30 protein-coding genes and 1 pseudogene are annotated in these 26,576 nt (G+C 68.5%); 26 read left to right on the top strand and 5 right to left on the bottom strand.

What is annotated here, in order from left to right; all coding sequences use genetic code 11:
- The first annotated feature begins 146 nt into the window (after positions 1-146).
- From ACT2B0_RS16740 to ACT2B0_RS16685, 12 genes are all read left to right on the top strand, one after another.
- Positions 147-356, top strand: a complete 210-nt coding sequence (locus tag ACT2B0_RS16740; RefSeq protein ID WP_021096360.1) for a helix-turn-helix transcriptional regulator — start codon at positions 147-149, stop codon at positions 354-356.
- Positions 357-366: 10 nt separating this feature from the next.
- Positions 367-852, top strand: a complete 486-nt coding sequence (locus tag ACT2B0_RS16735) for a hypothetical protein (RefSeq protein WP_473459387.1) — start codon at positions 367-369, stop codon at positions 850-852.
- Positions 852-1,598 (top strand): ATP-binding protein, encoded by a 747-nt coding sequence (locus ACT2B0_RS16730; protein ID WP_473459385.1) that lies wholly within the window; start codon positions 852-854, stop codon positions 1,596-1,598. Before ACT2B0_RS16735 ends, ACT2B0_RS16730 begins: the two co-directional genes overlap by 1 nt.
- A gap of 22 nt (positions 1,599-1,620) precedes the next feature.
- Positions 1,621-2,127: a DUF669 domain-containing protein gene (locus tag ACT2B0_RS16725; protein ID WP_473459383.1), complete on the top strand. Its 507-nt coding sequence runs from the start codon at positions 1,621-1,623 to the stop codon at positions 2,125-2,127.
- 67 nt (positions 2,128-2,194) lie between these two features.
- Positions 2,195-2,560 carry a hypothetical protein gene (locus ACT2B0_RS16720; RefSeq protein WP_473459381.1) on the top strand — a complete coding sequence of 122 codons (366 nt, stop codon included), beginning with the start codon at positions 2,195-2,197 and terminating at the stop codon, positions 2,558-2,560.
- Positions 2,560-3,504, top strand: coding sequence for a PD-(D/E)XK nuclease family protein (locus tag ACT2B0_RS16715; RefSeq protein WP_473459379.1), 945 nt, complete (start codon positions 2,560-2,562; stop codon positions 3,502-3,504). The genes ACT2B0_RS16720 and ACT2B0_RS16715 overlap by 1 nt, the downstream gene beginning before the upstream one ends.
- On the top strand, positions 3,498-5,237 hold the full coding sequence (locus ACT2B0_RS16710; protein ID WP_473459377.1) for a DEAD/DEAH box helicase: 1,740 nt from the start codon (positions 3,498-3,500) through the stop codon (positions 5,235-5,237). Before ACT2B0_RS16715 ends, ACT2B0_RS16710 begins: the two co-directional genes overlap by 7 nt.
- Entirely contained in the window at positions 5,234-5,458 is a 225-nt protein-coding gene (locus ACT2B0_RS16705; protein WP_473459375.1) for a DUF6511 domain-containing protein, read from the top strand. The genes ACT2B0_RS16710 and ACT2B0_RS16705 overlap by 4 nt, the downstream gene beginning before the upstream one ends.
- A complete protein-coding gene (locus tag ACT2B0_RS16700) occupies positions 5,458-7,743 on the top strand; it encodes a PriCT-2 domain-containing protein (RefSeq protein ID WP_473459373.1) in 2,286 nt (761 codons plus the stop codon). The genes ACT2B0_RS16705 and ACT2B0_RS16700 overlap by 1 nt, the downstream gene beginning before the upstream one ends.
- Before the next feature lie 392 nt (positions 7,744-8,135).
- The gene (locus ACT2B0_RS16695; protein ID WP_473466054.1) at positions 8,136-8,657 is read left to right on the top strand and encodes a crossover junction endodeoxyribonuclease RuvC; all 522 of its coding nucleotides are present in this window, start codon (positions 8,136-8,138) and stop codon (positions 8,655-8,657) included.
- Positions 8,654-8,854, top strand: a complete 201-nt coding sequence (locus ACT2B0_RS16690; RefSeq protein WP_473459371.1) for a hypothetical protein — start codon at positions 8,654-8,656, stop codon at positions 8,852-8,854. Before ACT2B0_RS16695 ends, ACT2B0_RS16690 begins: the two co-directional genes overlap by 4 nt.
- Complete coding sequence (locus ACT2B0_RS16685) at positions 8,847-9,275, top strand: DUF6362 family protein (protein WP_036717942.1); 429 nt, start codon at positions 8,847-8,849, stop codon at positions 9,273-9,275. The genes ACT2B0_RS16690 and ACT2B0_RS16685 overlap by 8 nt, the downstream gene beginning before the upstream one ends.
- Positions 9,276-9,809: 534 nt before the next feature.
- Here the strand turns inward: ACT2B0_RS16685 and ACT2B0_RS16680 are convergent.
- Entirely contained in the window at positions 9,810-10,943 is a 1,134-nt protein-coding gene (locus ACT2B0_RS16680) for an IS110 family RNA-guided transposase (protein ID WP_473459369.1), read from the bottom strand.
- 334 nt (positions 10,944-11,277) lie between these two features.
- Between ACT2B0_RS16680 and ACT2B0_RS16675 the strand changes: the two genes are divergently transcribed.
- From ACT2B0_RS16675 to ACT2B0_RS16660, 4 genes and pseudogenes are all read left to right on the top strand, one after another.
- Positions 11,278-12,654, top strand: a complete 1,377-nt coding sequence (locus tag ACT2B0_RS16675; RefSeq protein ID WP_473459367.1) for a site-specific DNA-methyltransferase — start codon at positions 11,278-11,280, stop codon at positions 12,652-12,654.
- A pseudogene (locus ACT2B0_RS16670) lies at positions 12,578-13,165 on the top strand (DNA cytosine methyltransferase); the annotation flags it as partial. The gene ACT2B0_RS16675 and the pseudogene ACT2B0_RS16670, both read left to right, overlap by 77 nt.
- A gap of 202 nt (positions 13,166-13,367) precedes the next feature.
- Positions 13,368-13,850 (top strand): hypothetical protein, encoded by a 483-nt coding sequence (locus ACT2B0_RS16665; protein WP_473466224.1) that lies wholly within the window; start codon positions 13,368-13,370, stop codon positions 13,848-13,850.
- On the top strand, positions 13,847-14,065 hold the full coding sequence (locus ACT2B0_RS16660) for a DUF7220 family protein (protein ID WP_473459365.1): 219 nt from the start codon (positions 13,847-13,849) through the stop codon (positions 14,063-14,065). Before ACT2B0_RS16665 ends, ACT2B0_RS16660 begins: the two co-directional genes overlap by 4 nt.
- Here ACT2B0_RS16660 and ACT2B0_RS16655 read toward each other — a convergent pair.
- From ACT2B0_RS16655 to ACT2B0_RS16645, 3 genes are all read right to left on the bottom strand, one after another.
- Positions 14,062-14,907: a DUF429 domain-containing protein gene (locus tag ACT2B0_RS16655; protein WP_473459363.1), complete on the bottom strand. Its 846-nt coding sequence runs from the start codon at positions 14,905-14,907 to the stop codon at positions 14,062-14,064. The two genes, ACT2B0_RS16660 and ACT2B0_RS16655, sit on opposite strands and share 4 nt — an antisense overlap.
- 50 nt (positions 14,908-14,957) lie before the next feature.
- On the bottom strand, positions 14,958-15,470 hold the full coding sequence (locus ACT2B0_RS16650; RefSeq protein ID WP_473459361.1) for a DUF3489 domain-containing protein: 513 nt from the start codon (positions 15,468-15,470) through the stop codon (positions 14,958-14,960).
- Positions 15,471-15,562: 92 nt separating this feature from the next.
- On the bottom strand, positions 15,563-15,835 hold the full coding sequence (locus ACT2B0_RS16645) for a hypothetical protein (RefSeq protein WP_473459359.1): 273 nt from the start codon (positions 15,833-15,835) through the stop codon (positions 15,563-15,565).
- A gap of 111 nt (positions 15,836-15,946) precedes the next feature.
- On the opposite strand from ACT2B0_RS16645, the gene ACT2B0_RS16640 reads away from it, so the two are divergent.
- The 7 genes from ACT2B0_RS16640 to ACT2B0_RS16610 all read left to right on the top strand — a co-directional run bounded on the left by ACT2B0_RS16640 (position 15,947) and on the right by ACT2B0_RS16610 (position 23,662).
- Positions 15,947-16,543 (top strand): hypothetical protein, encoded by a 597-nt coding sequence (locus ACT2B0_RS16640; RefSeq protein WP_473459357.1) that lies wholly within the window; start codon positions 15,947-15,949, stop codon positions 16,541-16,543.
- Positions 16,491-18,497: a phage terminase large subunit family protein gene (locus ACT2B0_RS16635; protein ID WP_473459355.1), complete on the top strand. Its 2,007-nt coding sequence runs from the start codon at positions 16,491-16,493 to the stop codon at positions 18,495-18,497. Before ACT2B0_RS16640 ends, ACT2B0_RS16635 begins: the two co-directional genes overlap by 53 nt.
- On the top strand, positions 18,497-18,706 hold the full coding sequence (locus ACT2B0_RS16630; RefSeq protein ID WP_028030714.1) for a phage head-tail joining protein: 210 nt from the start codon (positions 18,497-18,499) through the stop codon (positions 18,704-18,706). The genes ACT2B0_RS16635 and ACT2B0_RS16630 overlap by 1 nt, the downstream gene beginning before the upstream one ends.
- A complete protein-coding gene (locus tag ACT2B0_RS16625) occupies positions 18,706-20,235 on the top strand; it encodes a phage portal protein (protein WP_473459352.1) in 1,530 nt (509 codons plus the stop codon). Before ACT2B0_RS16630 ends, ACT2B0_RS16625 begins: the two co-directional genes overlap by 1 nt.
- 5 nt (positions 20,236-20,240) lie before the next feature.
- Positions 20,241-22,304, top strand: coding sequence for a prohead protease/major capsid protein fusion protein (locus ACT2B0_RS16620; RefSeq protein WP_473459350.1), 2,064 nt, complete (start codon positions 20,241-20,243; stop codon positions 22,302-22,304).
- Positions 22,305-22,385: 81 nt separating this feature from the next.
- Positions 22,386-22,721, top strand: a complete 336-nt coding sequence (locus ACT2B0_RS16615) for a DUF2190 family protein (protein ID WP_473459348.1) — start codon at positions 22,386-22,388, stop codon at positions 22,719-22,721.
- A complete protein-coding gene (locus tag ACT2B0_RS16610; RefSeq protein ID WP_481658416.1) occupies positions 22,721-23,662 on the top strand; it encodes a head-tail joining protein in 942 nt (313 codons plus the stop codon). Before ACT2B0_RS16615 ends, ACT2B0_RS16610 begins: the two co-directional genes overlap by 1 nt.
- A 26-nt stretch (positions 23,663-23,688) precedes the next feature.
- On the opposite strand, the gene ACT2B0_RS16605 is transcribed toward ACT2B0_RS16610, so the two are convergent.
- On the bottom strand, positions 23,689-24,615 hold the full coding sequence (locus ACT2B0_RS16605; protein WP_473459342.1) for a hypothetical protein: 927 nt from the start codon (positions 24,613-24,615) through the stop codon (positions 23,689-23,691).
- A gap of 70 nt (positions 24,616-24,685) precedes the next feature.
- On the opposite strand from ACT2B0_RS16605, the gene ACT2B0_RS16600 reads away from it, so the two are divergent.
- Genes ACT2B0_RS16600 through ACT2B0_RS16590 form a run of 3 tightly spaced genes read left to right on the top strand, consistent with a single transcriptional unit; the run spans position 24,686 to position 26,511 of the window.
- On the top strand, positions 24,686-25,105 hold the full coding sequence (locus ACT2B0_RS16600; RefSeq protein ID WP_473459340.1) for a hypothetical protein: 420 nt from the start codon (positions 24,686-24,688) through the stop codon (positions 25,103-25,105).
- A gap of 24 nt (positions 25,106-25,129) precedes the next feature.
- The gene (locus tag ACT2B0_RS16595; RefSeq protein ID WP_473459338.1) at positions 25,130-26,071 is read left to right on the top strand and encodes a phage tail tube protein; all 942 of its coding nucleotides are present in this window, start codon (positions 25,130-25,132) and stop codon (positions 26,069-26,071) included.
- Positions 26,072-26,073: 2 nt separating this feature from the next.
- Complete coding sequence (locus ACT2B0_RS16590) at positions 26,074-26,511, top strand: hypothetical protein (RefSeq protein WP_473459336.1); 438 nt, start codon at positions 26,074-26,076, stop codon at positions 26,509-26,511.
- The last annotated feature ends 65 nt before the right edge of the window (positions 26,512-26,576 follow it).

The raw sequence follows: 26,576 nt of genomic DNA, 5'->3' as shown, positions 1-26,576 counted from the left end.
GGCCGTCCTTCGGGGCGGCCTTTTTCGTTTTCGGGGGCCCCGATCTGCATTCCTCCCGTCTCCCCTCCCTCCGCCCTCCCGATCTCCTCCCCCCGCACACCCCAGTCTCGTTCGCAGGCATTCGGCCAATCGCGAAGGAGACGACGATGTCAGTCACGCATCTCAACCAGGTCGAGCTGGCAGCTCGATGGAAGATCAGCCCGCGCACGCTGGAGCGCTGGCGTTGGACCGGTGAGGGCCCCGCCTTCATCAAGATCGGCGGCCGGGTCGTGTACCGGCTCGAGGATGTCGAGGCCTACGAGGCCAACCGGCACTGCTCGAGCACCGCCGACAAGCCCGCCGTGAAGCTGGCGTGAGGGGGTGGCCATGACGATCCCCAACCGCATCACCCTCGACGACCTTCCCACCCTGCCGGTCGGTGAGATCGCCGCGCTGCCGGGCGACCAGCTGGTGCTCCTGAAGCAGGACGCTGATGAACGGCTGCGCTCCGCGAAGACCCTCTGCGACTGGCTCGATGGCGCCATCGCGCTGAAGTACGGCGACAAGGCGCAGGAGGGGCGCCGCGCGGAGAGCAAGGACACCGGCACGGTCAGGCTGCAGGACGGCCCGGTCACGGTGGTCGCCGAGCTCCCCAAGCGCGTCGATTGGGATCAGGCGATGCTCGCCGGTCTCGTCGAGCGCATCCGGGCGGATGGCGCCGATCCCGCCGAGTACGTGGACATCACGCTCAGCGTCCCCGAGCGCAAGTACACCGCCTGGCCCACGGACATCCGCCAGGAGTTCGAGCCCGCGCGCACGGTCCGCACCGGCAAGCCCAAGTTCCGGCTGCTGCTCGGCGAGGAGGCGCGCTGATGGCCATCTCGCTCGCATCCCTGCAAACCTCGACGGTGCTGCGTCCGCCGCGCGTGCTGATCCACGGCGTCGCCGGCATCGGCAAGTCCACCTTCGCCGCGTCCGCCGACGCCCCTGTGTTCGTTCTCACCGAGGACGGTCTCGGCAAGCTGCAGGTGCCGCACTTCCCGCTGGCGACGAACTACGCCGAGGTCGCGGAGGCGCTCGACGCGCTGCTCGACGAGGACCACAGCTACTCGACGGTGGTCGTCGACAGCGTGGACTGGCTGGAGCCGCTGATCTGGGCCGAGGCCTGCCGTCGCAACGGCTGGCAGTCGATCGAAAGCCCTGGCTTCGGCAAGGGCTACGCCGAGGCGCTGAACATCTGGCGCGAATACATCGACAAGCTGAACGGGCTCCGCGACCGGAAGGGCATGGCGGTCATCCAGATCGCCCACACCGACATCAAGCGCTTCGACAGCCCCGAGCACGAACCCTATGACCGGTACGTGATCAAGCTGCAGGCTCGCGCCTCCGCGCTGCTGCAGGAGCACTCGGACGTGGTGCTCTTCGCCAACTACCGGATCTCGGTCAGCAAGTCCGATGTGGGCTTCAACAAGAAGGTGACCCGGGCGCTCGGGTCCGGTGCGCGCGTGATGCACACCGAGGAGCGCCCCGCCTTCCTCGCCAAGAACCGCTACGGCCTGCCGGAAACCCTCCCGCTCGAGTGGTCGGAGTTCCTGGCCGCCATGCCCCAATCCGCCTGATTACGACTGAAAGGACAGCACGATGGCACGTTTCGACACCGCCTTTGACGCCGCGGGCATCGAGCCCACCACCGCCTACGAGATCCTGCCCGCGGGCAAGTACCGCGCCCAGATCGTCGAGAGCGAGATGCGCGTCACGAAGAACGGGATGGGGAAGTATCTCTGGCTGATGCTCGACATCCTCGAGGGGCCGCAGCAGGGCCGCAAGGTCTTCGACCAGCTGAACCTGGTGAACGCCAACCCGACCACGGTCGAGATCGCGCAGCGCACGCTGTCGGCGATCTGCCACGCCACGGGCAAGCTGCAGGTGAACGACAGCGAGGAGCTGCACCTGATCCCGATGACGATCCAGGTCGGCGTGAAGCCCCCGAAGGACGGCTACGGCGAGCGCAACACGATCCGCTACCTGGTGCCGGAAGCCCCGGCGCTGGCGACCCCGCCCAAGCCCGCCGCGATGCAGCCGGCCAGCGCGCCCGCGCAGTCGGCGCCCGCCCGCCCGGCCACCGCGCCCTGGAACCGCAAGAGCTGACGCCCTCGGCCGCCGCGGTCGGATAGCGCGCGGCGGCCTGGACATCGCCAGACCCGAGAGACCGACCATGACCAACATCACCGACGCGGCCTGCGTGGCCGCGAACGCCCCCGGCTTGCCTGACGACACCCGGCGCCTGATCGAGATCGAGGACGCCATCGCGAAGATCCGCACGCAGATCGCGACCGCGGATCTGACGCGGCAGCGCACGGCCAAGCCGATCGACCCCGACTGGTTTCACCGCGCACGCACGGCGCTGCGCCACCTCAATCGCGAGCGCGCCGAGATCGTCGCCCGTCAGGGTGGCCGCCGCCGGCGCGAACGGCTCAAGGACATGATCATCGCCGTCCTGCGGGAACGCCATGACAGCGCCGCCTGGACCGCGGTGCTGGCTGAGGCGCGGGCGCGGCTCGAGCGGGAGGAGGCGTGCTGATGGCCGAGCTCCCCGAACCCCCGACGCCGACCCTCTCCGCGATCTACGCCTCCTTCGAGGCCAGGCAGGGAGACGGCTTCCGCGACCACCTCGGCGCCTCGCTGATCGGCAAGTCCTGCGCCCGCGCGCTCTGGTACGATTTCCGCTGGGCGACGCCCGCGCGGCACACGGGCCGCATCCTGCGGCTGTTCGAGACCGGGCAGCTGGAAGAGGCTCGGCTCGTCCGCGACTTGCGCGCCACCGGCGCGACGGTGCTGGAGGTCGATCCCGAGACCGGGCGCCAGTTCCGCGTCGAGGCGCATGGCGGGCATTTCGGCGGCTCGCTCGACGCAGTCGCCCTCGGGCTCTTGGAGGCGCCGAAAACCTGGCACGTCGTCGAGTTCAAGACCCATTCGGCGAAGAGCTTCGCCGAGCTCGTCGGCAAGGGCGTCGCGCTCTCCAAACCCCAGCACGCCGCGCAGATGCAAATCTACATGCACCTGACCGGCATCACGCGGGCGCTCTACGTCGCGGTCTGCAAGGACACCGACGCGCTCCACATCGAGCGCGTCCCGGCCGACCCAGAAATGGGCGAACGCCTGCTCGAGAAGGCGGGGCGGATCATCTTCGCCCAGCAGCCGCCTGAGCGGATCAGCGCGGATCCCGCCTGGTTCGAGTGCCGGTTCTGCGACCACCACGGGCTCTGCCACGGTGAGGACGCCGCGGCGGTCACCTGCCGGTCCTGCCTGCATTCGACACCGGTCGAGGGCGGTTGGCACTGCGCGCGCCACGACCGGTTGCTCGACCCTGCCGACCAGCGTCGCGCGTGCCCCCGGCACCTGTTCATTCCCGATCTCGTCCCCGGCGAGGTGAGCGACGCAGGCGAGGACTTCGTCTCCTACCGCATGCGTGACGGCTCGCCCTGGACCAACGACGCCCGCGAGAAGGAGGCCGCCGCATGCTGACCCTGCGCCCCTACCAGCAGGCCGCGATCGCCTCGATCTACGGCTATTTCGAGAAGGAGAGCGGCAACCCGCTCGTCGTGATCCCCACGGCTGGCGGCAAGAGCCTCGTCATGGCCGCCTTCATCGACGGCGTGCTCAAGGCCTGGCCCGACCAGCGCGTGCTCGTCGTCACCCATGTCCGCGAGCTGATCGCGCAGAACCATGCCGAGATGCTGGGGCTCTGGCCCGAGGCGCCAGCGGGCATCTACTCGGCCGGGCTCGGCCGGAGAGACGCTCGGGCCCGGATCCTCTTCGCCGGCATCCAGTCGATCCACGACAAGGCGACGCGCATCGGCCATGCCGATCTGGTGCTGATCGACGAGGCCCATCTGATCCCCGGCCGGTCGAACACCATGTATCGCCGCTTCCTCAATGACCTGCAGGCGATCAACCCAGCGCTGAAGGTGATCGGGTTGACGGCGACGCCCTTCCGGCTCGACAGCGGCATGCTGCACGAGGGCGAGAATGCGCTCTTCACCGACATCGCCTACGAGGTGTCGGTCCGCGACCTGATCGATCAGGGCTATCTCTCCCCGCTCATATCGAAGCAGACGAAGACCCGCCTCGATGTGACGGGCGTGGGATCGCGCGGCGGCGAGTTCATCGCGCGCGATCTCGAGGACGCGGTCGACCAGGACGCCATCACGCGCGCGGCCGTGGCCGAGGTGATCGCCCACGGCGAGACGCGCCGGTCATGGCTCGCCTTCTGCTCGGGCGTCCGCCACGCCACCCATGTCGCCGAGGAGTTCCGCCGCCGCGGGGTGAGCTGCGCCACCATCTTCGGGAAGACGCCGAAGGACGAGCGCGACGCGATCACCGCTTCGTTCAAGCGCGGCGAGATCAGGGCGCTTGCCTCCATGGGCGTGCTGACGACGGGCTTCAACGCGCCGGCCGTGGATCTGATCGCCATGCTGCGGCCCACCAAGTCGGCCGGGCTCTATGTCCAGATGGCAGGACGGGGCACGCGCCTCGCCGAGGGCAAGGAGAACTGCCTCGTTCTCGATTTCGCGGGGAATGTCCGCCGGCATGGCCCCATCGATCTCGTGCGGCCGAAACGGCCGGGCGGTCCGGGCGACGGGCCGCCGCCGACCAAGATCTGCCCGAAATGCGGGACCATCGTGGCCATCGCAGCGCTCGAATGCCCCGACTGCGGTTTCGAGTTCCCCGGCCGCGAGGTGAAGCTCGAGCCGACCGCCTCGACGCTGGAGGTGCTGTCGACCGGCAAGCCGCAATGGGTCGGCATCACCGACGTGACCTACAGCCGCCACGAGAAGCGCGGCGGGCGGGTCTCGCTCAAGGTCACCTACCGCTGCGGTCTCGCCTTCCACACGGAATGGGTCTGCTTCGAGCACGAGGGCTATCCGCGCCGGAAGGCCGCGAGCTGGTGGCGCGAACGGGCGCCCGAGCTGGAGGTGCCCGAGTCCGTCGATGAGGCGCTTCTGCTGGCGGATCGGCTGCGTCGTCCCACCGAGATCGCCGTCCGCCCCGCGGGCCGCTTCACCGAAATCACCGCCTACAGGTTCGCCCCATGCCTTACAGCCGTTCCGGGCTCTGCGCCGTCTGCCATCGAGAACCCCGCGGCTGGGGCTGGTTCGACGCGCGCTTCCGCGTCTCCGACCCGCGGCGCGACACGAGCCGCAAAGACCTCTGCAGCCGGGTTTGCCAGGACATCTGCCAGCGGAGGTCGGGCATGATCGATCCGACCCCCAATGAGACGGCGGCCATGGTCGAGGGCGGCAAGGCCGCCGGCGCCTATCTCGACAGCCTTGGCCGGACCGATCTCGCCCAACTCAGCGAGGAGGAGTGGGACACCTTCGTCGAGGTGATCGTCACCGGGTACTGCGACCACCTTCGCGACCTGGCGGCGAAGGACCGCGCCCGGCTCGACGGCATGATCCCGGAGGTGCCCTTCTGATGGCGGATACCTCGTGGATGGCGCGCGTCGGGGCGCGTCTCGTGACCAACGGCTACGCGATCCTGCCGATCGCGCCCGGCACCAAGAAGCCTGGCCAGTTCGCCCGCGCGGGCTGGCACGACTACCCGCAGTGGAACCGGCATGCGAGCCGCGCCACGACCGAGCTCGAGGTCGCGACCTGGTCCAGCTGGCCGGACTGCGGGGTCGGGATCGTCGGCGGCGCGGTCGCCGCGCTCGACATCGATATTGCCGAGGATGGCGAACTGGCGCTGCACATCGAGCGGCTGGCCCGCGAGCGGCTGGGCGACACGCCCGCGCTCAGGATCGGCAAGGCACCGAAGCGGCTGCTGGTCTATCGCACGCGAGAGCCCTTCGCCGGGATCCGGCGCGCGCCGCTCGAGGTTCTGTGCCTCGGACAGCAGTTCGTGGCCTATGCCGAGCATCCCGACACCGGCCAGCCCTATGCCTGGCCGGACGAGGGGCTCGCGGATCTCGACATCGAGAGCCTGCCCGAAATCGACGCCGACCGGGCTGCGGCTTTTCTCGACGAGGCGCTGGCGCTGATCCCGCCCGAGATGCGCCCGAAGAGCCTCGGTGCGAAGGGCGCAAACGGGGCCGGGCACCCGTGTCTGCCGGCGCATGCACAGGCTGGCACGCTGGCCGCGATCCGGAGCGCGCTCGCCTGGCTGCCGAACGCCGAGCTCGACTACGACAGCTGGATGCGCATCGGCATGGCGCTGAAGGGCGCGCTGGGCGAGGAGGGCGCGACGCTCTTCGCCGACTGGTCGGCGCAGGCGGCCAAGAACGACCCGGCCGAGACGTCGAAGGCATGGGCGAGCTTCAAGCCCGCGCGCATCGGCGCCGGCACGATCTATCACCTCGCCATGGAGAAGGGCTGGCGCCCCGATCCCGACCTGCTGCTCGACGGCAGTCAGAAGGTCTGCGCGGGCGACGAGCATCCCGCGGCGGGCCTCCTCGCACGGCTCGCCCAGCCCGATGCCCCGATGCCGATCCTCGCGCCTGTGCCGTCATTCACGCTGACGATCCCGGGCGGGCTCGTGGGCGATCTCGCGCGCTACATGATCGACACGGCGCGTAGACCGCAGCCGCTTCTCGCGGTGGGCGCCAGCCTCTGCGCCCTCGGCGCGCTGATGGGACGGCGCTACCGCACGGCGACCGACCTGCGCACGAACCTCTACATCGTCGGCATCGCGGACAGCGGGTCGGGCAAGAACCACGCCCGCGAGGTCGTCAACGAGCTGTTCTTCGCGGCGGGGCTGGCGCAACACCTCGGCGGCAACAAGATCGCCTCGGGCGCGGGGCTCCTGACCGCGCTCCACCGTCAGCCCGCGATCCTGTTTCAGATCGACGAGTTCGGGATGTTCCTCTCGGCGGCGGCCGATCGCAAGCGCAGCCCGCGCCACATCACCGAGATCCTCGACAACATGACCGAGCTCTACACTGCGGCCAGTGGCATCTTCCTCGGCGCGGAATACGCCAACCGGGACGGCTCGAACGAGCGGCGCGACATCGTACAGCCCTGCCTCTGCGTCTACGGCACGACGACGCCACTGCATTTCTGGGGGGCGCTGCAGGGCGCCAACGTGGTGGACGGCTCGCTCGCCCGGCTCATCATCCTGCCGAGTGAGGAGGACTATCCGGACGAGAACCGTAGCGCCGGGCTCCGGAGATCGCCCCGGCCGCTGATCGAGGGGCTGCAGCGGCTCGCCGAAGGCGGCGGCCAGGCCAGCGGCAACCTCGCCGGCCGGACATCCGGACCAGAGACCGCGGTCGATCCGATGACCGTGCCGATGGACGACGAGGCGCAGCTTCGCTTCGACGCGCTCCGCGACGAGATCACCGCCGAGCTCAGAGCCGCGGCCGGCACGTTCCACACGCCGATCCTCGCCCGGATCGCGGAAAACGCGGCCAAGGTCGCGCTCGTCCTGGCCGTGGGGCGGGATGCGGTCCATCCCGTCATCCGGCTCGAGGATGCTGTCTGGGCGATCGATTTCGTGCGCCATTTCGCCAGGCGCACCATCGACGCCGTCGAGCGCCACGTCGCCGACACCGAGACAGAGGCGCATCTGAAGCGGGTGCGCGAGATCATCCGCAAGGCCGGGTCGGCAGGCGTCACCAAGTCCGAGCTGACCCGCGCCTCGCAATGGCTTCGGGCGCGCGACCGCGATGACATCCTGCTCACGCTGGTCGAGAGCGGTGACATCGTCACGGTGGAGCAGGAGACCGGGGGTCGGAAGGCGATGCGCTTCCGGGCGCTGCGGTGAGGGCCGGGACGATGCTTCCTTCAACGGCCCCCATCCTTCATTTGAAAGAAGTTTCCACGCAGGCCTCGGTCCTGGAACGGAAATCCGGCGCGGCGGACTTCTTTCAATACTTCACGCAGAGACCCTCGCGCGCGTGCATGGGGAGCGACGCCACACATATACCCCATGAAATAACTGAAATATTGAAAGAAGAGATTTATCCTCATTCTGCCAATGGCTTGCGTCCCCACTTCCTTCAAGCGAACGGGGTGAAGCCATTGAAGGAAGCGCCGGGCGCCCCCGGCATCGACAACCTGACCGTGATCAGACCTCGCGATCTTGGCCCTGGCGCGCGTGCTGCCCTCACCAGGCAGCTGTGCCGCCGCGGCCTCTCAATCGAAGAGGAGGTCGTCATGGACCGCTCCCCACACATCGCCCCGGCGCCTCTCACGGCTGTCGGCAGTCTCGACCGCTGCATTCTCGCGCTGGATCTCGGCACCAGTACCGGCTGGGCGTTGCGCTCGGCCGAAGGGCTGATCATCAGCGGGACCGCGAGCTTCCGCCCCGGCCGCTATGACGGTGGCGGCATGCGCTATCTGCGCTTCACCAACTGGCTGACCGAGATCGACCGCCTGTCGGGGCCGGTCGCCGCGATCTGGTTCGAGGAGGTGCGCCGCCACGCCGGAACCGATGCGGCCCATGTCTATGGCGGGCTCATGGCCACGCTGACAGCTTGGGCCGAACTGCGCGGCGTGCCGTATGCCGGCGTTCCGGTCGGCACGATCAAGCGTTACGCCAGCGGAAAGGGCAACGCGCCGAAGGAGGCGATGATCGCGGCGGCCCGCGCCCGAGGCTTCAGCCCTGCCGACGACAATGAGGCCGACGCCATCGCGCTCCTGCTCTGGGCGATCGAGACGAATGGGGGTGTCGCATGAGGTGGCACCCCAAGGGCTACGGCGGCCATCGCCGGGATCCGGACCAGGTGAAGCGTGAGGGCTGGCATGAGCAGGGTCTGCTCGCCGTCTCGCTCGAGGACGCGCGTCTGACCTGGCCGGAGCGGGAACTCGTCCGACAGCTGGGTGAAAAGCTCTACGGGCCGCGCCCCTCCGACGAGGGAGGGCGCCATGGATAAGTGGACCCCGTCCCTCGTCGAGGCCCGTCTCGCTGAGGCGGCCTTCGTGCTCAAACGCCTGCCCGAGCCGCGACGGCAGGGCTACTTCAGCACATGGCCCGAGATCGTCCACTCCTTCGCCGACAAGGTAGGCCAGGAGCCGAAGCCCATGCGCGTGCTGCCCTCGCCGCAGGCGATCAGCCGGATGGAGGAGACGCTGACCTGGACCGCGTGCCTCGACCCGGTCGATGGCAAGATCGTCTGGATGCGCGCCCATGGCGAGCGGTGGAAGACCATCTGCTGGACAGTCGGTCTGCAACGCTCGGCCGCCAACCAGCACTGGCTCTACGGGCTCTGCGTCATCTCGCTGAGGCTCAACCGGCGTCGGTTCAACCGCAACCTGTCGAAGCGGAAGGTAATCGAGCTGGCCGGTGGCGCGTAGTCCTGCGCGCCAGAGGGGAAGGTGTGCGGCGGACAGTTTTCGACGGGACAGAAAACCGGCTCGCGGGCTAGGTTCGGGATAAGCTCGGGAGAGGCGCGCGCGGCGCGGTTCCGAGCGAAACCATCCTTTCGTTGGCACGCCCGTTGAAAAAGGAAAGGCGCTGATCCTTTCCTTGCGGGCCGCTGCCCGCCCTCGCCAAGTCCCCTCAGCTGAGTTCGCGGTTCCTCTCATGTTCGTTTGTCAAGTTTTTCGCGCGAGGCGATGGCCCGGCGCCGTTTCCGACGACGGGGTTTCCGTGCTGTGGGCGCGCATGGCTGGGGGCAGAGCCTTCAGACGACGGTAGATCACACTCTGATGCGCGGGTTGGGTACCGCATGACCGTTGATCCGTCTTGGGCTTGCCGACTGTCTTCCTGCGGGCGTCGGGGATCCGGAATGGATCGCCGGCCACAAAGGAACCTCGTGGATTCCCGGATGGCTCTGCCCCCAGTGACACGCGCCGGGGATGTCGGGTGGTGTCAGCTCCCTTCTTTTCTCAGCAAGCTGCCGCCGCTGCGGGCCGGGCGTTCGGGGTGACGATGCGGGCGATAGCCCAGATGAAGGCCGCCAGTTCGCGGGCGATGGCGGTGACGACGAGTGTGGCGGGCTTGCCGCGCACACTGAGCCGGCGATACCGGGCGCAGAGCCGGATCTGGGCCTTCCAGGCGATGTCGCGGATCTCCTGCGGCAGGCCCTCGAGCCGCGCCATGTGCACCTTTCCGACGGCCGCGTGGCAGCGATAGGTCCAGGCGCCTTCGATCAGCATGCGCCGCGCGTCCTTCGAGCCGGCCTTGGTGATGCCGCCCCGCGCCGTCCTTGGGCCGCTCGAGTATTCCGACGGCACGAGCCCGAGCCAGCTCATCAACTGGCGGGGATTGTCGAAGCGGCCGAGGTCCCCGGTCTCGGCCATCACGGTGACGGCGGAGATGAAGCTGACGCCGCGCATCGCCTGGATGGCCTCGACCACGGGCGCCAGCGACCAGATCGGGAGAAGCGTGCGGATCTGCTCCTCGATCCGGGCGAGCCGGGCTGCGGCGTCGTCGACCGCGTGGATGTATTCCTGCAGCACGATCTGGTGGGCGGGGTGCTGGAAGCGCAGGCCCGAGAGCCAGAGGCGGTGCTTCTTCGTCCAGTTGCATCCGGTGCGGAACACCCGGTCGTGGCGCAGCAGGAAGCCCGAGAGCTGCTGGCGCGCGCGGCGCAGGCTCTCCATCGCGGCGGTGCGCGCGCGGACCAGATCGCGCATCGCCTCGTGGCCCTCGTCCGGCACCCAGACCGGCGTCAACTCGCCCGCACGGTGCAGCCGCGCCAGCAGCACGGCGTCGCGCCGGTCGGTCTTGACCCGATCGCCGGGCCGCGAGGGCGTCTTCGACGGCGCGACCAGTTCGCAGTCGTGGCCCATCTCGGTCAGCTGACGATGGATGCCATAGCCGCAGGGGCCGGCCTCGTAACAGAAATGCAGTGCGTCGTGCGCCTTGCCCAGCTTCTTCACCAGCTTGCGGATCGACTCGCGCGTGTTCTCGATCTCGCCGAGATAGCGCACCTCTCCGCCGCGACGGTCCTCGGCGATCGCCACGGCGATCGTCTCTTTGTGCACGTCCAGACCGACGAATGCTGTATCCTCTCCCATGGTTCGTCTCCTCGTGTATGGGGCTCTGCTCCGTGCCGTACGGGCAATCCCCGGCATAACACGACGGAGACGGGCCACCCCGAAACGAACATTGGGTCCTTCCTGGCGACATTCGTATGCTGGCGGGCGAAGCGCGGGACATCGCCAGCGACAGGGCCGGATTTTTGGGAAGCCACCCGGAAGCCGGAGCCACGCGCGCGCCGCGCAAACACCAATGAACGCTGGCCTTCCGACCGAACACCGCTGGTAGCCGCTGGACCCCGCTTGGAGTCCAGCGCGGCATCCGGAGTCCGGAAGCCACCGGCATCCACCCGACCGAGGAACCTTGCCCACCATGACGCTGAGCTTCGCCCCGGACGCGATCGAGACGTGGCCGCTGGCCAAGCTCCAGCCCTACGCGAAGAACGCGAAGGCGCATGGCGCGGACCAGGTGGCGAAGATCGCCGCCAGCATGGCCGAGTTTGGCTGGACCGTGCCATGCCTCGTCGCTGAGGACGGCGAACTGATCGCCGGCCATGGCCGCGTGCTCGCCGCGACGCAGCTCGGCCTGACCGAGGCGCCGGTCATCGTGCTCGGGCACCTGACCGAGGCGCAGCGGCGGGCCTACCGGATCGCGGACAACAAGCTGACCGAACTCGGCACCTGGGACGAGGCGCTGCTGTCTGCCGAACTGAACGACCTGCTGGCTGAGGATTTCGATCTGTCGCTGGTCGGCTTTTCCGACGGCGAGTTGGACAAGCTGCTGGCCTACGTCGCGGAAGACGACGGTGAAGAAGGTGGCGCCGGGGGCTCCGTGCCGCCGGTGACCATCCCCGAGCCACCGCGCAATCCAGCATCACGAACCGGGGATCTGTGGATCCTCGGTGACCATCGCCTGCTCTGCGGCGACAGCACCAGCGCGGCCGATGTGCGCCGCCTGATGAACGGTGAGCGCGCGGTGCTGTTCGCCACCGACCCGCCCTATCTGGTGGACTACGATGGCTCGAACCATCCGACCCGCAACAAGGACTGGAGCCAGTCCTACGGCGTCACCTGGGACGACAGCAGCCAGGGCGCCGAGCTCTACGATGGCTTCATCGCGGCGGCGGTGGCGGAGGCCATCACCGAGGACGCCGCCTGGTACTGCTGGCACGCCTCCCGCCGCCAGGCGATGCTCGAAGCCTGCTGGGAAAAGGCGGGCGCCTTCGTCCACCAGCAGATCATCTGGGTGAAGGACCGCGGCGTCCTGACCCGGTCGCATTACCTGTGGAAACATGAGCCCTGCTTCATGGGCTGGCGCCGCCCCAACCGCCCGCCGAAGGTCGCGGAGCAAACGCTGCCCTCAACCTGGGAGATGCCGTCCTTCGCCAAGGACGAGCGCCCCGACCATCCGACGCCGAAACCTCTCGACGCCTTCGGGATCCCGATGCGCCAGCATGTGGCGCGGGGCGGGCTCTGCTACGAGCCATTCTCCGGCTCCGGCTCGCAGATCATGGCGGGCGAGGCCAACGGCCGCCGCGTCTTCGCGATGGAGATCAGCTCGGCCTATGTCGATGTCGCCGTGGAACGCTGGCAGGCCGAGACCGGCCGCGACGCGATCCTCGACGGCGACGGTCGGACCTTCGCGCAGGTGAGGACCGAGCGGCTGGGCGACGATGCCGAGGCCCGGGCCGATACGCCGGACCCGGACGCCGCCCCAGAACCCGCGCGAAAGCGCAAGACCGCCGCGTGACATGCATGACCTGGCTTTACCTTCCACCGGACGCGCTTCCGGAGCCGGAGACGCATGCCTCTTCGGCCTCTCTCTCTGCTCCGGCGCGGGCGGGCTCGATCTCGGGCTCGCCATCGCACTCCCCGGATATCGTGCTGTGGGCCATGTCGAACGGGAAACCTACGCCGCAGCCACTCTCGTGGCGCGGATGGAAGATGCGTCCCTGGATCAGGCTGTTGTCTGGGACGATGTTGCCACCTTCGACGGCCGCCCGTGGCGCGGCGCGGTGGACATCGTCACTGCGGGCTATCCGTGCCAGCCGTTCTCGGTCGCGGGCAAGCGCCGGGGCGCGGACGACCCGCGCCACCTCTGGCCCCATGTCGCCCGGATCGTCGGCGAGATCGAGCCGCCCTTCGTGTTTCTCGAGAATGTCGCCCATCATCTCCGCCTCGGCTTCCCCGAAGTCGCCTGCGGACTGGTCGGCATGGGCTACCGCCTTGCGGCAGGCCTCTTCACGGCGGCGGAGGTCGGCGCGCCCCACAAGCGCGAGCGGCTCTTCATCCTCGCCATCCGCGAAGGGGACGAGTTGGCCGACCCCGCGCGCCTGCTCTGGCACCCGGTCGAGTGGCGGGAACCGGACGGAACTGCTCCGGCTCTGGCCGACGCCCCGCGCCAGCGCCAACGAGAACCGGCAGACGAAGCTGACGCCCTCGCAGGCAGCGGGCCAGCACGGCATGAACCTCGCGACGACAGCCGCGCTCTGGCCGACGCCACAGACCGACAGCTTTCGCAGCCGAGGTGGCGAGAGGCGCGACGAGAAGGGCCTGGACCGGATGGCGCGCGACTGGCCGACGCCGATGGCGAACGATGGCTGCAAGCCGAGCGCGGGCAACCGGCGGACGGCCGACCTGACCCATGCGGCGGGGATGTGGATGACGCCGACAGCGCGGGATCACAAGGATGGGGCGACGACACTCGCGAACACGCCGGTGAACGGCCTGCTTGGCCGCCAGGTCCTGGTGACGCCGATGGCTGGGAGCGATACCTCCGAGCCGCGCCGGACCTTGAACCCGCTGTTCGTCGAGGCGCTGATGGGCTGGCCCACCGGGTGGACCGGCTTCGCCTCTGTGGCAACGGAGTGGTCCCGCTGGTTGCAGCGCATGCGCTACGAACTCTCGCAGCTGAATTGCTGGCCGATGGATGAGGCAGCGACATGAAGCAATCCCGCCTCATGTCGCTGGTCGAGTCCGTCGCCAACGTGATCGTCGGCTACGGCGTCGCGGTCGTCACGCAGATCCTGATCTTCCCGGTCTTCGGGCTGCACACGACGCTGGCGCAGAACCTGAAGATGGGCGCGGTGTTCACGGTGGTGAGCATCGCGCGGTCTTTCGCGCTGCGGCGGCTGTTCGAGGCGATCCGGGTGAGAAACTAGGAACCAACATCCTGCGACGTCGGCACGCCGCGCCGGATTGCTGCCTGCTGGAGTCGGGGCCACGTCGCGTCTGAGATCGGCGTGACCATGTACCCGTGAACAACGTCGCCCAGAAATGCCGAATGAGCAGTGGGGCCCGCTCGCCAGTAGAGACCAATCAGCGCGCAGATGGCAGCATCAAGCTTGTCCTGATCGGACTTCCGAGGTTGAGCGGCGTTCCGCATCTGATGCGCCCATTCGGCAAGGCCCGGCACATTGAACCGCTCAGCTGAACGCTCGACCACGCGCGCCACCGCCTGCCAGTCCTCCAAGCGGAATTTCTTCCGGTTCTGGGGATTGTACTTCGGAGCGCAGAGCCGCTGAGAAAAGCCGTCGTCGAGCGCGGGCAGAGCCAGCGCAGGGAATACTTCGATAAGGAAGTGGCCAGCAGACGCAGTGCGCGCCTGAATAGGATCCTCCGTCGCATCGAGACCGTAAATGAAAGACCAAATCGGCGAGGCGTCGCAGAACATGCCGATCTTGCTGCGGTTGGCCGGCTGAACGCCACCGCCGACAAAAGAAACGAGGGACGCAGCGACTTTGTCCACCGGGCGGCTGCCTGCGGCATTGGGCACGACTGTGGGCTGATCGAGCGCAACGAGGCTAACGAAGAAATCCTTGCGAAGCCCATCGATGAACCTATGAGCCTCCGTGAACGAGACGAGCCGAGGTTCGTGGAACTGGACACGACCCCGTTCATCAAACGCGACTGCGCAGATTGCGCCGGGTGCCTTAGGGGCATCCGTCCACGCAGAGTCGAAACCGAAAATGACCGTGCTGCTTTGCGGGTTCACGAGATCCATGGGGTCCTCCGCAAAGCAGCATAGTCAAAGCATGCAGGGAATGCAGGCGCTTAGTTGTTCAGTTTGTACACCCTGCCGCGCCCCTCGATTTTCTCGGAGGTGATCGTCAGGCCGAGCTTCTTCTTGAGCGCGCCGGACATGGCGCCTCTCACTGTGTGAGCTTGCCATCCCGTAGCTTCGACGATCTCGTCGATGGTCGCGCCGCCCTCGGCGCGCAGCATCTCGATCAGGGTCTCCTGCTTGGTGCCCTTCCGGCGCTGGACCGGGGCGGTCGGCGTTTCGACCGGCGTCTCGTCCTGCTGGTCCGTGATCCCGAGGGTGCTGTAGGCCAGCGGGGTGGCGCGCAGCGTGATGGGGCCGCGCTCTTCGTCGTGCCGCCAGACCGTGTTGAGATCCGTGGCGCCGATTTCCTCGATCAGGCCCTGCTTCAGGAGGCTCTTGCAGACGTTGCCGACCGCGCCGCCCTTGAGGCTGGCGGTGACGGGAAAGACCCCTCCGTCCTCGCGCGCGCAGGCGGTGGACAGGATGACGGCTTGGGCGTCGGAAAGCTGAATCTGGGTCATGGGGTCGTCTCCGTATTGGGCCCGCGTCATGCGGCGCCTTCTACGACCCCGAGCCGCGCAGGGCGCGCGGCGGGAGTTCGCAGTGCCGGAGATCAGCGGGCGTGTTCGCCCTCGCCGAAGGCGCTGTCGGTGATGCGCTTCAGGAGGCTGGCGTAGTGTTCGAGAGTGCCGACATGGCCCCAGTTCACCTCGTCCGGATGGGCGTTGAAGTGGTCGTCGCTGAGCGCCTGCAGTCGGGCGAGCATCTCGTCGATCTCCGCCTTCTTGCCGATGAAGGCCGCGAGCGCGGCTTCCCTGTTCCGGCGCGCCTTCTCGGCGCGGAGTTCGTGGCGCGGGGTGGTGATCGGGTTCAGGCGGGTGGTCATCGGAGTGGCTCCTTGGTGAGTTGCATCGTCCTTCTGAACGGACGTTCCCTCTGTCCGCGATGCTTATCAACTCAATAAGCACCTGAATCTTAATGATAATCGGAGCCGTCGATGCAGGGCATGAGCGAGCGCCAGTACGCCGCCCATGTCGGGCTGTCGCGCGGTGCGATCCAGAAGGCGAAGACCGCCGAACGGCTGGTCCTCTATCCCGACGGCAGCATCAACGCGGTCGCCAGCGACGCGCGGCGGGCAGAGACAACGGACCCGTCGAAGACGAGGAAGCCGCCCGCGCCGAAGCTGAAGCCCGTCCCCGAGGCGGCGGTCGCCGCTGTCGGCGACACGCTGCGCGAACAGGGGCTGGCGGTTCCAGCCGTCGGCGGCGGCACGACCTTCCTGCAGGCCAAGACCGCGAACGAGGTGCTGAAGGCGCAGGAGCGGCGCATCCGTCTGCAGAAGCTGAAGGGGGAGTTGATCGAGCGGGCCCGCGCGCTGGCGCTGGTGTTCCGCCTGGCGCGGGAGGAACGGGACGCGTGGGTGAACTGGCCCGCGCGCGCCGCCGCGCTGATGGCGGCCGAGCTCTCGGGCTCATCCAGCGACGCGACGGGCCAGCAGATCACCGTGGAGCCAGCCGCGATGCAGAAGGTGCTGGAGAAACATGTACGCGCCCACCTCGACGAACTCGCCGAGGTCCGGCCCGACTTCCGATGAGCATGGCGATGGCCTGACGGACTTCGACGGCGCGGGCGAGATCCTGCGCGCCTGGGGCAACGGGCTGCGGCCCGACCCCGACCTGACCGTCTCGGAATGGGCAGACCGGCACCGGATGCTCTCCGGCCGTGCCTCGGCCGAGCCCGGGCGGTATCGCACGATGCGCACGCCCTACATGCGCGAGATCATGGACCGGCTGTCGCCCGGCGATCCCACGCAGCGGATCGTGTTCATGAAGGCCGCACAGGTCGGCGCGACCGAGGCGGGCAACAACTGGATCGGGTTCGCCATCCACCAGGCGCCGGGCCCGATGCTCGCGGTCCAGCCGACGGTGGAACTGGCCAAGCGCAACTCGCGCCAGCGGATCGACCCGCTGATCGACGAAAGCCCCGAGCTGCGGGAGCGGGTGAAGCCCGCGCGCTCGCGCGACGCGGGCAACACGATGCTGTCGAAGGAGTTCGCGGGCGGCATCCTGATCATGACCGGCGCGAACTCGGCGGTCGGGCTGCGCTCCACCCCGGCGCGCTACATCTTCCTCGACGAGGTCGACGCCTATCCGGCGTCCGCTGACGAGGAAGGCGACCCGGTCACGCTGGCCGAGGCGCGGTCGCTGACCTTCGCCCATCGGCGCAAGGTGCTGCTGGTGTCGACGCCCACCATCCGGGGGCTGTCGCGGATCGAGCGCGAGTTCGAGGCGTCCGACCAGCGGCGGTACTTCGTGCCGTGTCCGCATTGCGGCGCGATGCAGTGGCTGAAATTCGACCGGCTGCGCTGGCAGAAGGGCCGCCCGGAGACGGCGGAGTATCACTGCGAGGGCTGCGAGACGCCCATCGCGGAGCATCACAAGACGGCGATGCTGGAGGGCGGCGAATGGCGGGCGACCGCCACCGCCGCCGATCCGACCACGGTCGGTTATCACCTCTCCGCGCTCTATTCGCCGATCGGCTGGCTGAGCTGGGAGCGAATCGTGCGGGCTTGGGACGGGTGCCAAGGGTCGGACGAGGCGATCAAGGCGTTCCGCAACACCATCCTCGGAGAGACCTGGGTCGAGACCGGGGAAGCCCCCGACTGGCAGCGTCTCTATGACCGGCGCGAGCGCTGGACATCCGGCACGGTGCCAGCGGGCGGGTTGTTCCTGACGGCCGGGGCCGATGTGCAGAAGGACCGGATCGAGGTCGATGTCTGGGCCTGGGGTCGCGGACTTGAGTCGTGGCTCGTCGATCACGTCGTCATCGAGGGTGGGCCCGACCGGCACGACGCCTGGTCGGAACTGACGGCGCTGCTGGATCGAAGCTGGCCGCACGAGCGCGGCGCGCATCTTCGGATCGCGCGGCTCGCCATCGACACAGGCTACGAGGCCCCGGCGGTCTATTCCTGGTCGCGGGCGCAGGGGTTTGGACAGGTATCGCCGGTGAAGGGCGTCGAGGGGTTCAATCGCTCGAGCCCGGTGTCGGGTCCGACCTTCGTCGACGCGACCGAGGGCGGCAAACGCCTGCGGCGCGGCGCGCGGCTCTGGACCGTGGCGGTCTCGACCTTCAAGGCCGAGACCTACCGCTTCCTGCGGCTGGCGCGGCCGACCGATGAGGACATGGCCGACGGGGCGGCATTCCCGCCCGGCTCGGTGCATCTGCCGCACTGGATCGAGAACGAATGGCTGAAGCAGTTCGTGGCCGAGCAACTGGTGACGGTGCGCACCAAGCGCGGCTTCGCGCGGCTGGAATGGCAGAAGCTGCGCGAGCGCAACGAGGCGCTGGACTGCCGGGTCTATGCCCGCGCCGCCGCCTGGATCGCGGGCGCGGATCGCTGGCCCGACGAGAAATGGCGCGACCTCGAGGATCAGCTCGGGGCCGCGCCCACCGACAGCGATCCCGCCGGGCAGATCAACCGGCCGGGACAGGCCCCGCAGGGCAAGCGCCGCTCCGACTGGCTCGGGCGGCGCGGAGGATGGTTCTGATGACCGACTGGACGGAAACCGAGCTTTCGGCGCTGCGCCGGGCCTATGCCAGCGGAACCACCCGGGTCAGCTATGACGGCAAGTCGGTGGACTACGGCTCGGCCGAGGATCTGCTCGCCCGCATCCGCACCATCGAGCGCGCCATCGCGGGCACCACACGGCCGCTGCCGGTGGCGGGGCTGGCTGGCTTCAGCCGCGGGGATCGCTGATGTCGGCGACCTGGTTCGACCACGCCATCGCCACGGTGGCGCCGCGCATGGCCGCGCGCCGCGTGATGGCGCGTCAGGCCTTCGAGACCCTGACGCGCGGTTACGACGGGGCCGCGCGCGGGCGTCGCACCGAGGGCTGGCGTGCGCCGGGATCCTCGGCCGACACCGAGATCGGCGTGGCCGGGGCGCTCTTGCGCGACCGCATGCGCGATCTGGTGCGCAACAACCCGCACGCGGCCAAGGCCGTGGCGGTGCTGGTCAACAACATCATCGGCGCTGGCATCATGCCGCGCGCCGCCAGCGGCGACGACAAGCTGGACCGGAAGGTCGACGCGCTCTTCGAGCGCTGGACGGCGGAGTGCGACGCCGACGGCCAGCTCGACTTCTACGGCCTGCAGACGCTGATCTGCCGCGAGATGGTCGAGGCGGGCGAAGTCCTGGTGCGCCGCCGCCTGCGGCGATCCTCGGACGGGCTCCCGGTGCCGCTGCAGTTGCAGGTGCTGGAGGCCGACTTTCTCGACGCCACCAAGTCCGGCGCCATCGGCGCCGGGCGGCTGGTCCAGGGGATCGAGTTCGACCCGGTCGGAAAGCGCCGGGCCTATTGGCTGCACGCGGAGCACCCGGGCGATGCCTACGGGGCGCTGCAGAACGGGTTGCAGAGCCGCCCGGTCCCGGCGACCGAGATCGCCCATGTCTACGAGAAGCAGCGCACACAGGCCCGCGGCGTCCCCTGGGGCGCGCCGGTGATCCGCAGCTTGCGCGATCTCGACGATTACGAGGTGGCCGAACTGGTCCGCAAGAAGACCGAAGCCTGCGTCACCGCCATCGTCTTCGGCGACGACGAAGCGCAGCAGGGTATCGCGCCCTCCGTGGTCGACGCCGACGGCAACCGGGTCGAGCAGTTCGAGCCGGGGCTGATCGCCTATGCGCGCGGCGGCAAGGACATCCGCTTCAACCAGCCCGCCGCCACCGGCGGCTACGGCGAATACAAGCGCGCGAGCCTGCACACGATCTCGGCCGGGTTCCGGGTGCCCTACGAGTTGCTCACCGGGGACCTCTCCCAGGTGAACTATTCCTCGATCCGGGCGGGGCTCGTGGAGTTCCGCCGCCAGATCGACGCCGTGCAGTGGCAGCTGTTCATCCCGATGTTCTGCGCGCCAGTCTGGCGCTGGTTCACCGAGGCTGCGTGGGCAGCGGGGCATATCCCATCGCCCATCGTGCCGGTCGAATGGTCGCCGCCGAAGTTCGAGGCGGTCGATCCACAGAAGGATGCGTTGGCGAACCTGCTGTCGATCCGCTCCGGCACCATGACGCTGGCCGAGGTGATCGCGAAGCAGGGCCGCAACCCGGATGCGGTGCTGGCGGAAATCGCCGCGACCAATGCCAAGCTCGACGCCTTGGGCCTGGTGCTCGACAGCGATCCGCGACGCGTCACCAAGACCGGCAGCGCTCAGACCAGCGATCCGGCCGACGACCCCTCCGCCGAAGCGGATGAAACCGACCCGGCGCAGGCCGACCAACAGGACTGACATTCATGGACACGATGATCGAACTGCCGGCCATGCGCCGGTCGGCGGAGCTTTCGCCGAACACGGCCGATGCCGACAGCCGCACCGTCGAGGTGGTCTGGTCGGCCGGGGCCCGCGTCCGCCGCGCCACCTTCTTCGGCGAGCCCTATGACGAGGAACTCAGCCTCGACCCGGCCCATGTCCGCCTCGACCGGCTGAACGCGGGCGCGCCCTTCCTGAAGGTGCACGAACTCGACACGCTCGATTCGGTGATCGGCTCGGTCGTGCCGGGTTCGGCGCGGATCGAGAACGGGCGCGGCATCGCGCTGGTGCGGATCAGCGAGCGCGCCGATGTCGAGCCGATCTGGCGCGATATCCAGGCCGGGCACATCCGCGCGGTCTCCATCGGCTATCAGGTCCACCGCTTCGAGGTCTCCAAACCCGAAGCCGCGCGCGAGCTTTGGCGCGCGGTGGACTGGACCCCGTTCGAGGTCTCCGCCGTCGCGGTCGGCGCCGATCCTGCCGCAGGCTTCCGCGCCCAGCATCCCCTTCACGACTGCGTCCTCCACCGCCGGGACGCCCCCACACCGCAAGGAGCATCCCCGATGACGGACAAGACCCAGCCCGCGGCGAGCGACGCCGCAACCCCCGCCACCACCCAGCCGACCGAGCCGGTCGCAACCGAGGACACCACCATGACCGAGCCGAAGGCCACCACGACCGAGCCGCAGCGTGGCGACGTTGAAGCCCGGACGCAGCCGAAGCTTCCGAAAACCGATGCCCCCGCGGCGCCCGACACCGAAGCGGTCGCATCGCGCGCCCGCGAGGCCGAGCGCGACCGCGTCTCCACCATCTACGACCTGGCCGGCCGGCTGAACCTCGAGCGGGGCTTCGCCGAGGATCTGGTCAAGCGCGGCGTCAGCGTCGACGAATCTCGCCGCCTGATCCTCGATCAGGTCGCCGCCAAGTCCGACGAGACCCGGACCTTCAGCCATGTCTCGGTCCCGCTGGGTGGCCGGGACGAACGCATCACCCGCCGCGACGCCGTGGCGAACGCGCTGCTGCACCGATACAGCCCGACGCTGTTCCAGCTGGAGGACGCCGCGCGCCAGTATCGCGGCATGACCCTGCTGGAACTCGCCCGCGAAAGCCTCGGCAATGCCGGGGTCAACACGCGGGGGCTGTCGCGCGACGAGGTGGCGACCCGCGCGCTGCATTCGACCTCGGACTTCCCCGAGATCCTGTCGGCCGTCACCAACAAGACCCTGCGGCAAGCCTACGAGGCCTATCCCCGCACCTTCATGCTGTTCTGCCGCCAGGTGCTGGCCACCGACTTCAAGGCTATGCACCGCGTCCAGCTCGGGGAAGCGCCGCAGCTGCTCGAGGTCGGCGAGAGCGGCGAGTTCAAGCGCGGGACGCTGGGCGAGAGCAAGGAGAGCTACAAGGTCAAGACCTATGGCCGGGTGGTCGCGATCACCCGCCAGACGCTGATCAACGACGATCTCGACGCCTTCACCCGGATCCCGGCGATGTACGGCAACTCCATCGCCCAGCTCGAGTCGGACGTGGTCTGGGGCATCATCACCGCCAACCCGGCGATGGCCGACGGCAACGCGCTGTTTCACACCACCCACAAGAACCTGGCGGGCACCGGCGCGGCGCTGGCCGTCGAGGCGGTGGGTGCCGCCCGCGCGGCGATGGCCAAGCAGACCGGCCTCGACAAGAAGACGGTGCTGAACGTCCGCCCCGCCTTCCTGATCGTGCCCGCCTCGCTGGAACTGAAGGCCGAGCAGCTGGTCGCTCAGAACCTCGTGCCCGCAGCGACCTCCAGCGTCGTGCCGCAGTCGATCCGCACGCTCGCACCGATCAGCGAGCCCCGGCTTGATGCCGTGAGCGAAACCGCCTGGTACCTGGCGGCCAGCCCGAACCAGATCGACACCATCGAGTACGCCTATCTCGAGGGCCAGCAGGGCGCCTACATCGAGACCCGCAACGGCTTCGACGTCGACGGGGTCGAGATCAAGTGCCGCCTCGACTTCGGCGCCAAGGCCATCGACTGGCGCGGCCTCTACAAGAACCCGGGCGCGTAACCAGCACCCCAAACACGCTGAACCCCGACATGCGGGCGGTCCAATCGGGCCGCCCTTCGTCATTCCACGAGGATCCCCATCATGAAAAACTACGTCCAGCCCGGCAACACCATCACCCTGACCGCACCCTATGGCGTCGCCTCCGGCGATGGCCTGCTCGTCGGCTCCATCTTCGGCGTGGCCGCAGGCGCCGCCGCCCTCGGCGAGCTCGTCGAGACCGCGCTCGTCGGCGTCTTCGACATCACCAAGGTCGGCTCGCAGGCGTGGACCGTCGGCGCCAAGGTCTATTGGGACGACACCAACAAGCGCTGTACCACGGTCGCTACCGACAACACGCTGATCGGCGTGGCCGTCGAGGCGGTGGCGAGCGGCGCGGGCGACACTATCGGTCGGGTGCGCCTGAACGCGGCCTTCTGATGAGCGCCTTCGCCGCCGCCGTCGGCGCACTCTTCGCCGATCCGAACATCGGCCGGGACGCGGTCTACATCGCCGACGGCGGCGCGCCCGTGCTGGTGCGGGTCGTCGCCCGGCGTGCGGACGCGATCAGCGACTTCGGCGATGCGCGCCTCTGGTCCGAGACCACGCGGATCGACCTGCGCGTGGCCGAGGTGGCGAACCCGCGTCCCGGCGACCGGATCGAGATCGACGGCGACGCCTTCCTCATCCAGGGCGAGCCCGTCCGCGACCGCGAGCGGCTGGTTTGGACCGTAGAATCTGAGGCCCGCGTGAAACTGAAGCTCGACATCGATCCCGATATCGTCGCGATAATGGCGGCCGAGGTGGCGGCCGGGGAGCGCGCCGTGACCGCGGCCATGCGCGAGGCTGGAACCGGGTTGAAGTCGGCGTGGCGATTGCAGATCACTGGCGCGGGGCTCGGCACGCGGCTGGCCAACTCGATCCGGAGCCAGAACTTCCCGAGGTCGGGCGAGAGCCTGGACGCGGCAGCACTGGTCTGGTCGAAGGCGCCGGTCATCGTGGGCGCACACGACACCGGGCCGCTGATCCGCTCGAAGAACGGGTTCTGGCTGGCGATCCCGCTCCCTGCCGCAGGCAAATCCCTGCGCGGTGGCCGGATCACGCCCGGTGAATGGGAGCGGCGTCGTGGGCTCCGCCTGCGCTTCGTCTATCGCCGCACCGGACCGAGCCTGCTGGTCGCGGAGGGACGGCTGAACACGAAGGGCCAGGCGGTGGTGTCTCGCTCGAAGACCGGACGCGGCAAGGTCACCGCGCCGATCTTCCTGCTGGTGCCGCAGGTCAAGCTGCCGAAGCGGCTCGACCTCGCGCGGGACGCGGACCGGGCATTGGACGGCGTGCCGGGGTTGATCGTGGCGAACTGGGTAGATGGAAGAATCCGATAGCGACCCTGACTTAGTGCGCCACAAGATCAGAGACCGACGCCCCTGAGTATCGACAGCCAGTCCTCGAACTCATCCAGACCGTATTTGTTCTTGGCCAGATTGCACGCGAGATGCGTGATCGCGACGTTTGCATCGTCGTAGCTGCCGTTGGCGCTGTCAGCTCGATCCGCGGACGGCTGGAGCATCTTGTTGCCTCCACCGGCGACCAGCGCGCCACCACACAGGGCGCATCGTCCTCCTTGTTCGCCCCATTTGCGGACAAGGAGGGCATTGAGGTCGGAGAGGTTCGGCGCTGATCGCAGCGGATTGACCTTCACACCGGTTTCACCGCCGCGTTTGACGCGATCGATGATCAGCATCGCCATCCGATAGGCTTCTTGCTTGACCGATGGTTCGACCTCTGCCGACACACTGCTGCGCAGTTCGAGGTAGGTGGCAACGTCTTCGCGAAGGTTCAGGCTGATGGGCTCGATTTCGAGCGCCATGACGGCCTCTCGCTCGGCGCCCGTCGCCTCGACAACAGCGCCCCTATTGGCGATCTCGGCGAAGGATCGGTATGCAATGGGGATCGTGTCGTGCGCGGAGGGATATGGCGGCCCGACCATGTTGGCTGCTGCCAGCACCGCCATCGAGTGGGGCCAGCGGTCGCCCCACTGCGCATTTGAGTTCGCCCAGACCTCCGGAGGTACGATATTGCGCGTCTCGAGGATCTGGTTGGGCTCGATGGTCACTGCCGAAATCAGGCGGCTTCGGTGTTCCGGCAGGCGCGTCATTTCGGTGCTGGTCGTTCCGACGTAAACGAGAACGTCCCGACCTGCCACGAACTCGCGCCTGAGGCGATCGCCAACTGACCGCTTGGTGAAGGACACACAGGGCCACTCGTCACTGATCTGAGCCCATTCGCTCTTCAGGAACACTCGCCCCTCGGGTTTCATCATGTCGGATACACGCATACTCCTGAGCCTGATCGGAAATTGGCAGCTTGGCAATTCTGCAAGTACGTCTCCAACCTAAGGTCGCGCTGTGCCCACTCCACGCGAAACCATCCTCTCCGCGCTGCACGCGCGGCTTTCGGCGCTGCCCGCTACCGCCCTTCGCGGCGAGGTGCTGCCCGAGCGCGTGCCGGCCGAGGGCCTGCTGATCCTGCGCGACGGCGAGCCGGGGGAGCCCGAGGTGACGCTCTCGCCGTTGGCCTATCACTACGAGCACCGCGCCGAGATCGAGGCTGTCGTTCAGGGCGCCGACCGTGACGCCGCCTTCGATACGCTAACCGCCACCATCGGCGCAGCGCTCGCCGCCGACCGCACACTGGGCGGGCTCTGCGACTGGGTCGAGGCGGAAGCGCCGCGGCCCGTCGATCTGCCGGTCGAGGGCGCGGCCAGCCTGAAGGCCGCCGTGATCCCGATGGTGCTGCACTATTCCACGGCCGATCCGCTCGGCTGATCCCGACAACCCGAGGAGAACACGATGGCACGAGCCCAGGGGGCGCGGGCGCTGATGGCGCTTGCGTTCGAGACGACCTATGGAACGCCGCCCGCCAGCGGCTTCACCCGCATGCCCTTCGCCAGCACCTCGCTCGGCGCGGAGCAGCCGTTGCTGAACTCGGAACTGCTCGGCTACGGCCGCGATCCGCTGGCGCCGATCAAGGACGCGGTGACCGCCGATGGCGATGTCGTCGTGCCGCTCGACGCGGAGGCCTTCGGCTTCTGGCTGAAGGCGGCCTTCGGTGCGCCGACGACCACGGGCGTGGAAGCGCCTTACACCCACGAGTTCCAGTCGGGGTCGTGGACGCTGCCCTCGATGTCGATCGAGACCGGCATGCCGGAGGCGCCCCGCTATGCGATGTACTCGGGCTGCGTGCTCGACCAGATCACCTGGCAGATGCAGCGCTCGGGCCTTCTGACTGCCACCGCGCGGCTGGTGGCGCAGGGCGAGACGGTCGGAACCACGACGAGCGCCGGAACACCGGCGGCGTTGGAGCTCAAGCGCTTCGGCCACTTCAACGGGGCGATCACCCGAAATGGCACCGCACTCGGCAACGTGGTCTCGGCCGAGATCACCTATGCCAACAACCTCGACCGCATCGAGACCATCCGCTCGGACGGGCGCATCGACGGCGCGGACCCGTCCATCGCCGCGCTGACCGGCCGGATCGAGGTGCGCTTCGCCGACCAGACGCTGGTGACGCAGGCGGTGGGCGGCGAGGCCTGCGAGATGGAATTCGCCTACGTCCTGCCCACGGGCGAGAGCTTCACCTTCACCGTGCACGCCGTCTACCTGCCGCGCCCGCGCATCGAGATTTCCGGGCCGCAGGGCGTGCAGGCGACCTTCGACTGGCAGGCCGCCCGCGACAGCTTGGTCGGCCGGATGTGCACAGCCACCCTGATCAACGATATCGAGGTGTACTGAGAATGCTGACGCTCGACCTGACCAACGCGCCGCGCTGGCATGACCTCGCCCCTGGCGTCCGGGTGCAACTGCGCCCGCTGACCACCGCCCTGATGGTGGCGACCCGCAACGATCCCGCCGTAGAAGCGGTGTCCGAGGAGGCCTCGGACGAGGAACGCGCGGTCGCCTTCGCCAAGGCGCTGGCGCGACGGGCCGTGCTCGCCTGGGACGGCATCGGCGACGCCGACGGCAACCCCATCGACCCCAGCCCCGAGGCCATCGACGCGCTGCTCGACATCTGGCCGATCTTCGAGGCCTTCCAGCTGACCTACGTCTCGAAGGGTCTGCTGCTGGAACAGGAAAAAAACGCCTCCGCGCTCTCGCCGAATGGTCCTTCGGCGGGGGCGAGCGATACTGCGATGCCTGCGCGCAAGCCTGCCCGGACTGCCCGGCGCGGCTGAACCGTCCGGAAACACCGGAGGGCTGGCAGGTCTGGGACCTGGTCGGCCGCCTCGGCGGCCAGCTC

It is taken from the genome of Nitratireductor sp. J20-h4 (assembly GCF_056780505.1).
Note: the sequence above shows the minus strand (reverse complement) of the source record. Positions and strands in the feature narration are given on the sequence as shown.

Coding starts and splice junctions, on each gene's coding strand:
- ACT2B0_RS16625 (WP_473459352.1), top strand. CDS start 18,706: ATGTCGGCGACCTGGTTCGACCACGCCATCGCCACGGTGGCGCCGCGC.
- ACT2B0_RS16700 (WP_473459373.1), top strand. CDS start 5,458: ATGGCGGATACCTCGTGGATGGCGCGCGTCGGGGCGCGTCTCGTGACC.
- ACT2B0_RS16635 (WP_473459355.1), top strand. CDS start 16,491: ATGTACGCGCCCACCTCGACGAACTCGCCGAGGTCCGGCCCGACTTCC.
- ACT2B0_RS16590 (WP_473459336.1), top strand. CDS start 26,074: ATGCTGACGCTCGACCTGACCAACGCGCCGCGCTGGCATGACCTCGCC.
- ACT2B0_RS16650 (WP_473459361.1), bottom strand. CDS start 15,470: ATGACCCAGATTCAGCTTTCCGACGCCCAAGCCGTCATCCTGTCCACC.
- ACT2B0_RS16735 (WP_473459387.1), top strand. CDS start 367: ATGACGATCCCCAACCGCATCACCCTCGACGACCTTCCCACCCTGCCG.
- ACT2B0_RS16680 (WP_473459369.1), bottom strand. CDS start 10,943: ATGGGAGAGGATACAGCATTCGTCGGTCTGGACGTGCACAAAGAGACG.
- ACT2B0_RS16720 (WP_473459381.1), top strand. CDS start 2,195: ATGACCAACATCACCGACGCGGCCTGCGTGGCCGCGAACGCCCCCGGC.
- ACT2B0_RS16615 (WP_473459348.1), top strand. CDS start 22,386: ATGAAAAACTACGTCCAGCCCGGCAACACCATCACCCTGACCGCACCC.
- ACT2B0_RS16620 (WP_473459350.1), top strand. CDS start 20,241: ATGGACACGATGATCGAACTGCCGGCCATGCGCCGGTCGGCGGAGCTT.
- ACT2B0_RS16725 (WP_473459383.1), top strand. CDS start 1,621: ATGGCACGTTTCGACACCGCCTTTGACGCCGCGGGCATCGAGCCCACC.
- ACT2B0_RS16695 (WP_473466054.1), top strand. CDS start 8,136: ATGGACCGCTCCCCACACATCGCCCCGGCGCCTCTCACGGCTGTCGGC.
- ACT2B0_RS16630 (WP_028030714.1), top strand. CDS start 18,497: ATGACCGACTGGACGGAAACCGAGCTTTCGGCGCTGCGCCGGGCCTAT.
- ACT2B0_RS16690 (WP_473459371.1), top strand. CDS start 8,654: ATGAGGTGGCACCCCAAGGGCTACGGCGGCCATCGCCGGGATCCGGAC.
- ACT2B0_RS16645 (WP_473459359.1), bottom strand. CDS start 15,835: ATGACCACCCGCCTGAACCCGATCACCACCCCGCGCCACGAACTCCGC.
- ACT2B0_RS16640 (WP_473459357.1), top strand. CDS start 15,947: ATGCAGGGCATGAGCGAGCGCCAGTACGCCGCCCATGTCGGGCTGTCG.
- ACT2B0_RS16595 (WP_473459338.1), top strand. CDS start 25,130: ATGGCACGAGCCCAGGGGGCGCGGGCGCTGATGGCGCTTGCGTTCGAG.
- ACT2B0_RS16730 (WP_473459385.1), top strand. CDS start 852: ATGGCCATCTCGCTCGCATCCCTGCAAACCTCGACGGTGCTGCGTCCG.
- ACT2B0_RS16705 (WP_473459375.1), top strand. CDS start 5,234: ATGATCGATCCGACCCCCAATGAGACGGCGGCCATGGTCGAGGGCGGC.
- ACT2B0_RS16665 (WP_473466224.1), top strand. CDS start 13,368: ATGAACCTCGCGACGACAGCCGCGCTCTGGCCGACGCCACAGACCGAC.
- ACT2B0_RS16605 (WP_473459342.1), bottom strand. CDS start 24,615: ATGCGTGTATCCGACATGATGAAACCCGAGGGGCGAGTGTTCCTGAAG.
- ACT2B0_RS16675 (WP_473459367.1), top strand. CDS start 11,278: ATGACGCTGAGCTTCGCCCCGGACGCGATCGAGACGTGGCCGCTGGCC.
- ACT2B0_RS16685 (WP_036717942.1), top strand. CDS start 8,847: ATGGATAAGTGGACCCCGTCCCTCGTCGAGGCCCGTCTCGCTGAGGCG.
- ACT2B0_RS16610 (WP_481658416.1), top strand. CDS start 22,721: ATGAGCGCCTTCGCCGCCGCCGTCGGCGCACTCTTCGCCGATCCGAAC.
- ACT2B0_RS16655 (WP_473459363.1), bottom strand. CDS start 14,907: ATGGATCTCGTGAACCCGCAAAGCAGCACGGTCATTTTCGGTTTCGAC.
- ACT2B0_RS16715 (WP_473459379.1), top strand. CDS start 2,560: ATGGCCGAGCTCCCCGAACCCCCGACGCCGACCCTCTCCGCGATCTAC.
- ACT2B0_RS16740 (WP_021096360.1), top strand. CDS start 147: ATGTCAGTCACGCATCTCAACCAGGTCGAGCTGGCAGCTCGATGGAAG.
- ACT2B0_RS16710 (WP_473459377.1), top strand. CDS start 3,498: ATGCTGACCCTGCGCCCCTACCAGCAGGCCGCGATCGCCTCGATCTAC.
- ACT2B0_RS16660 (WP_473459365.1), top strand. CDS start 13,847: ATGAAGCAATCCCGCCTCATGTCGCTGGTCGAGTCCGTCGCCAACGTG.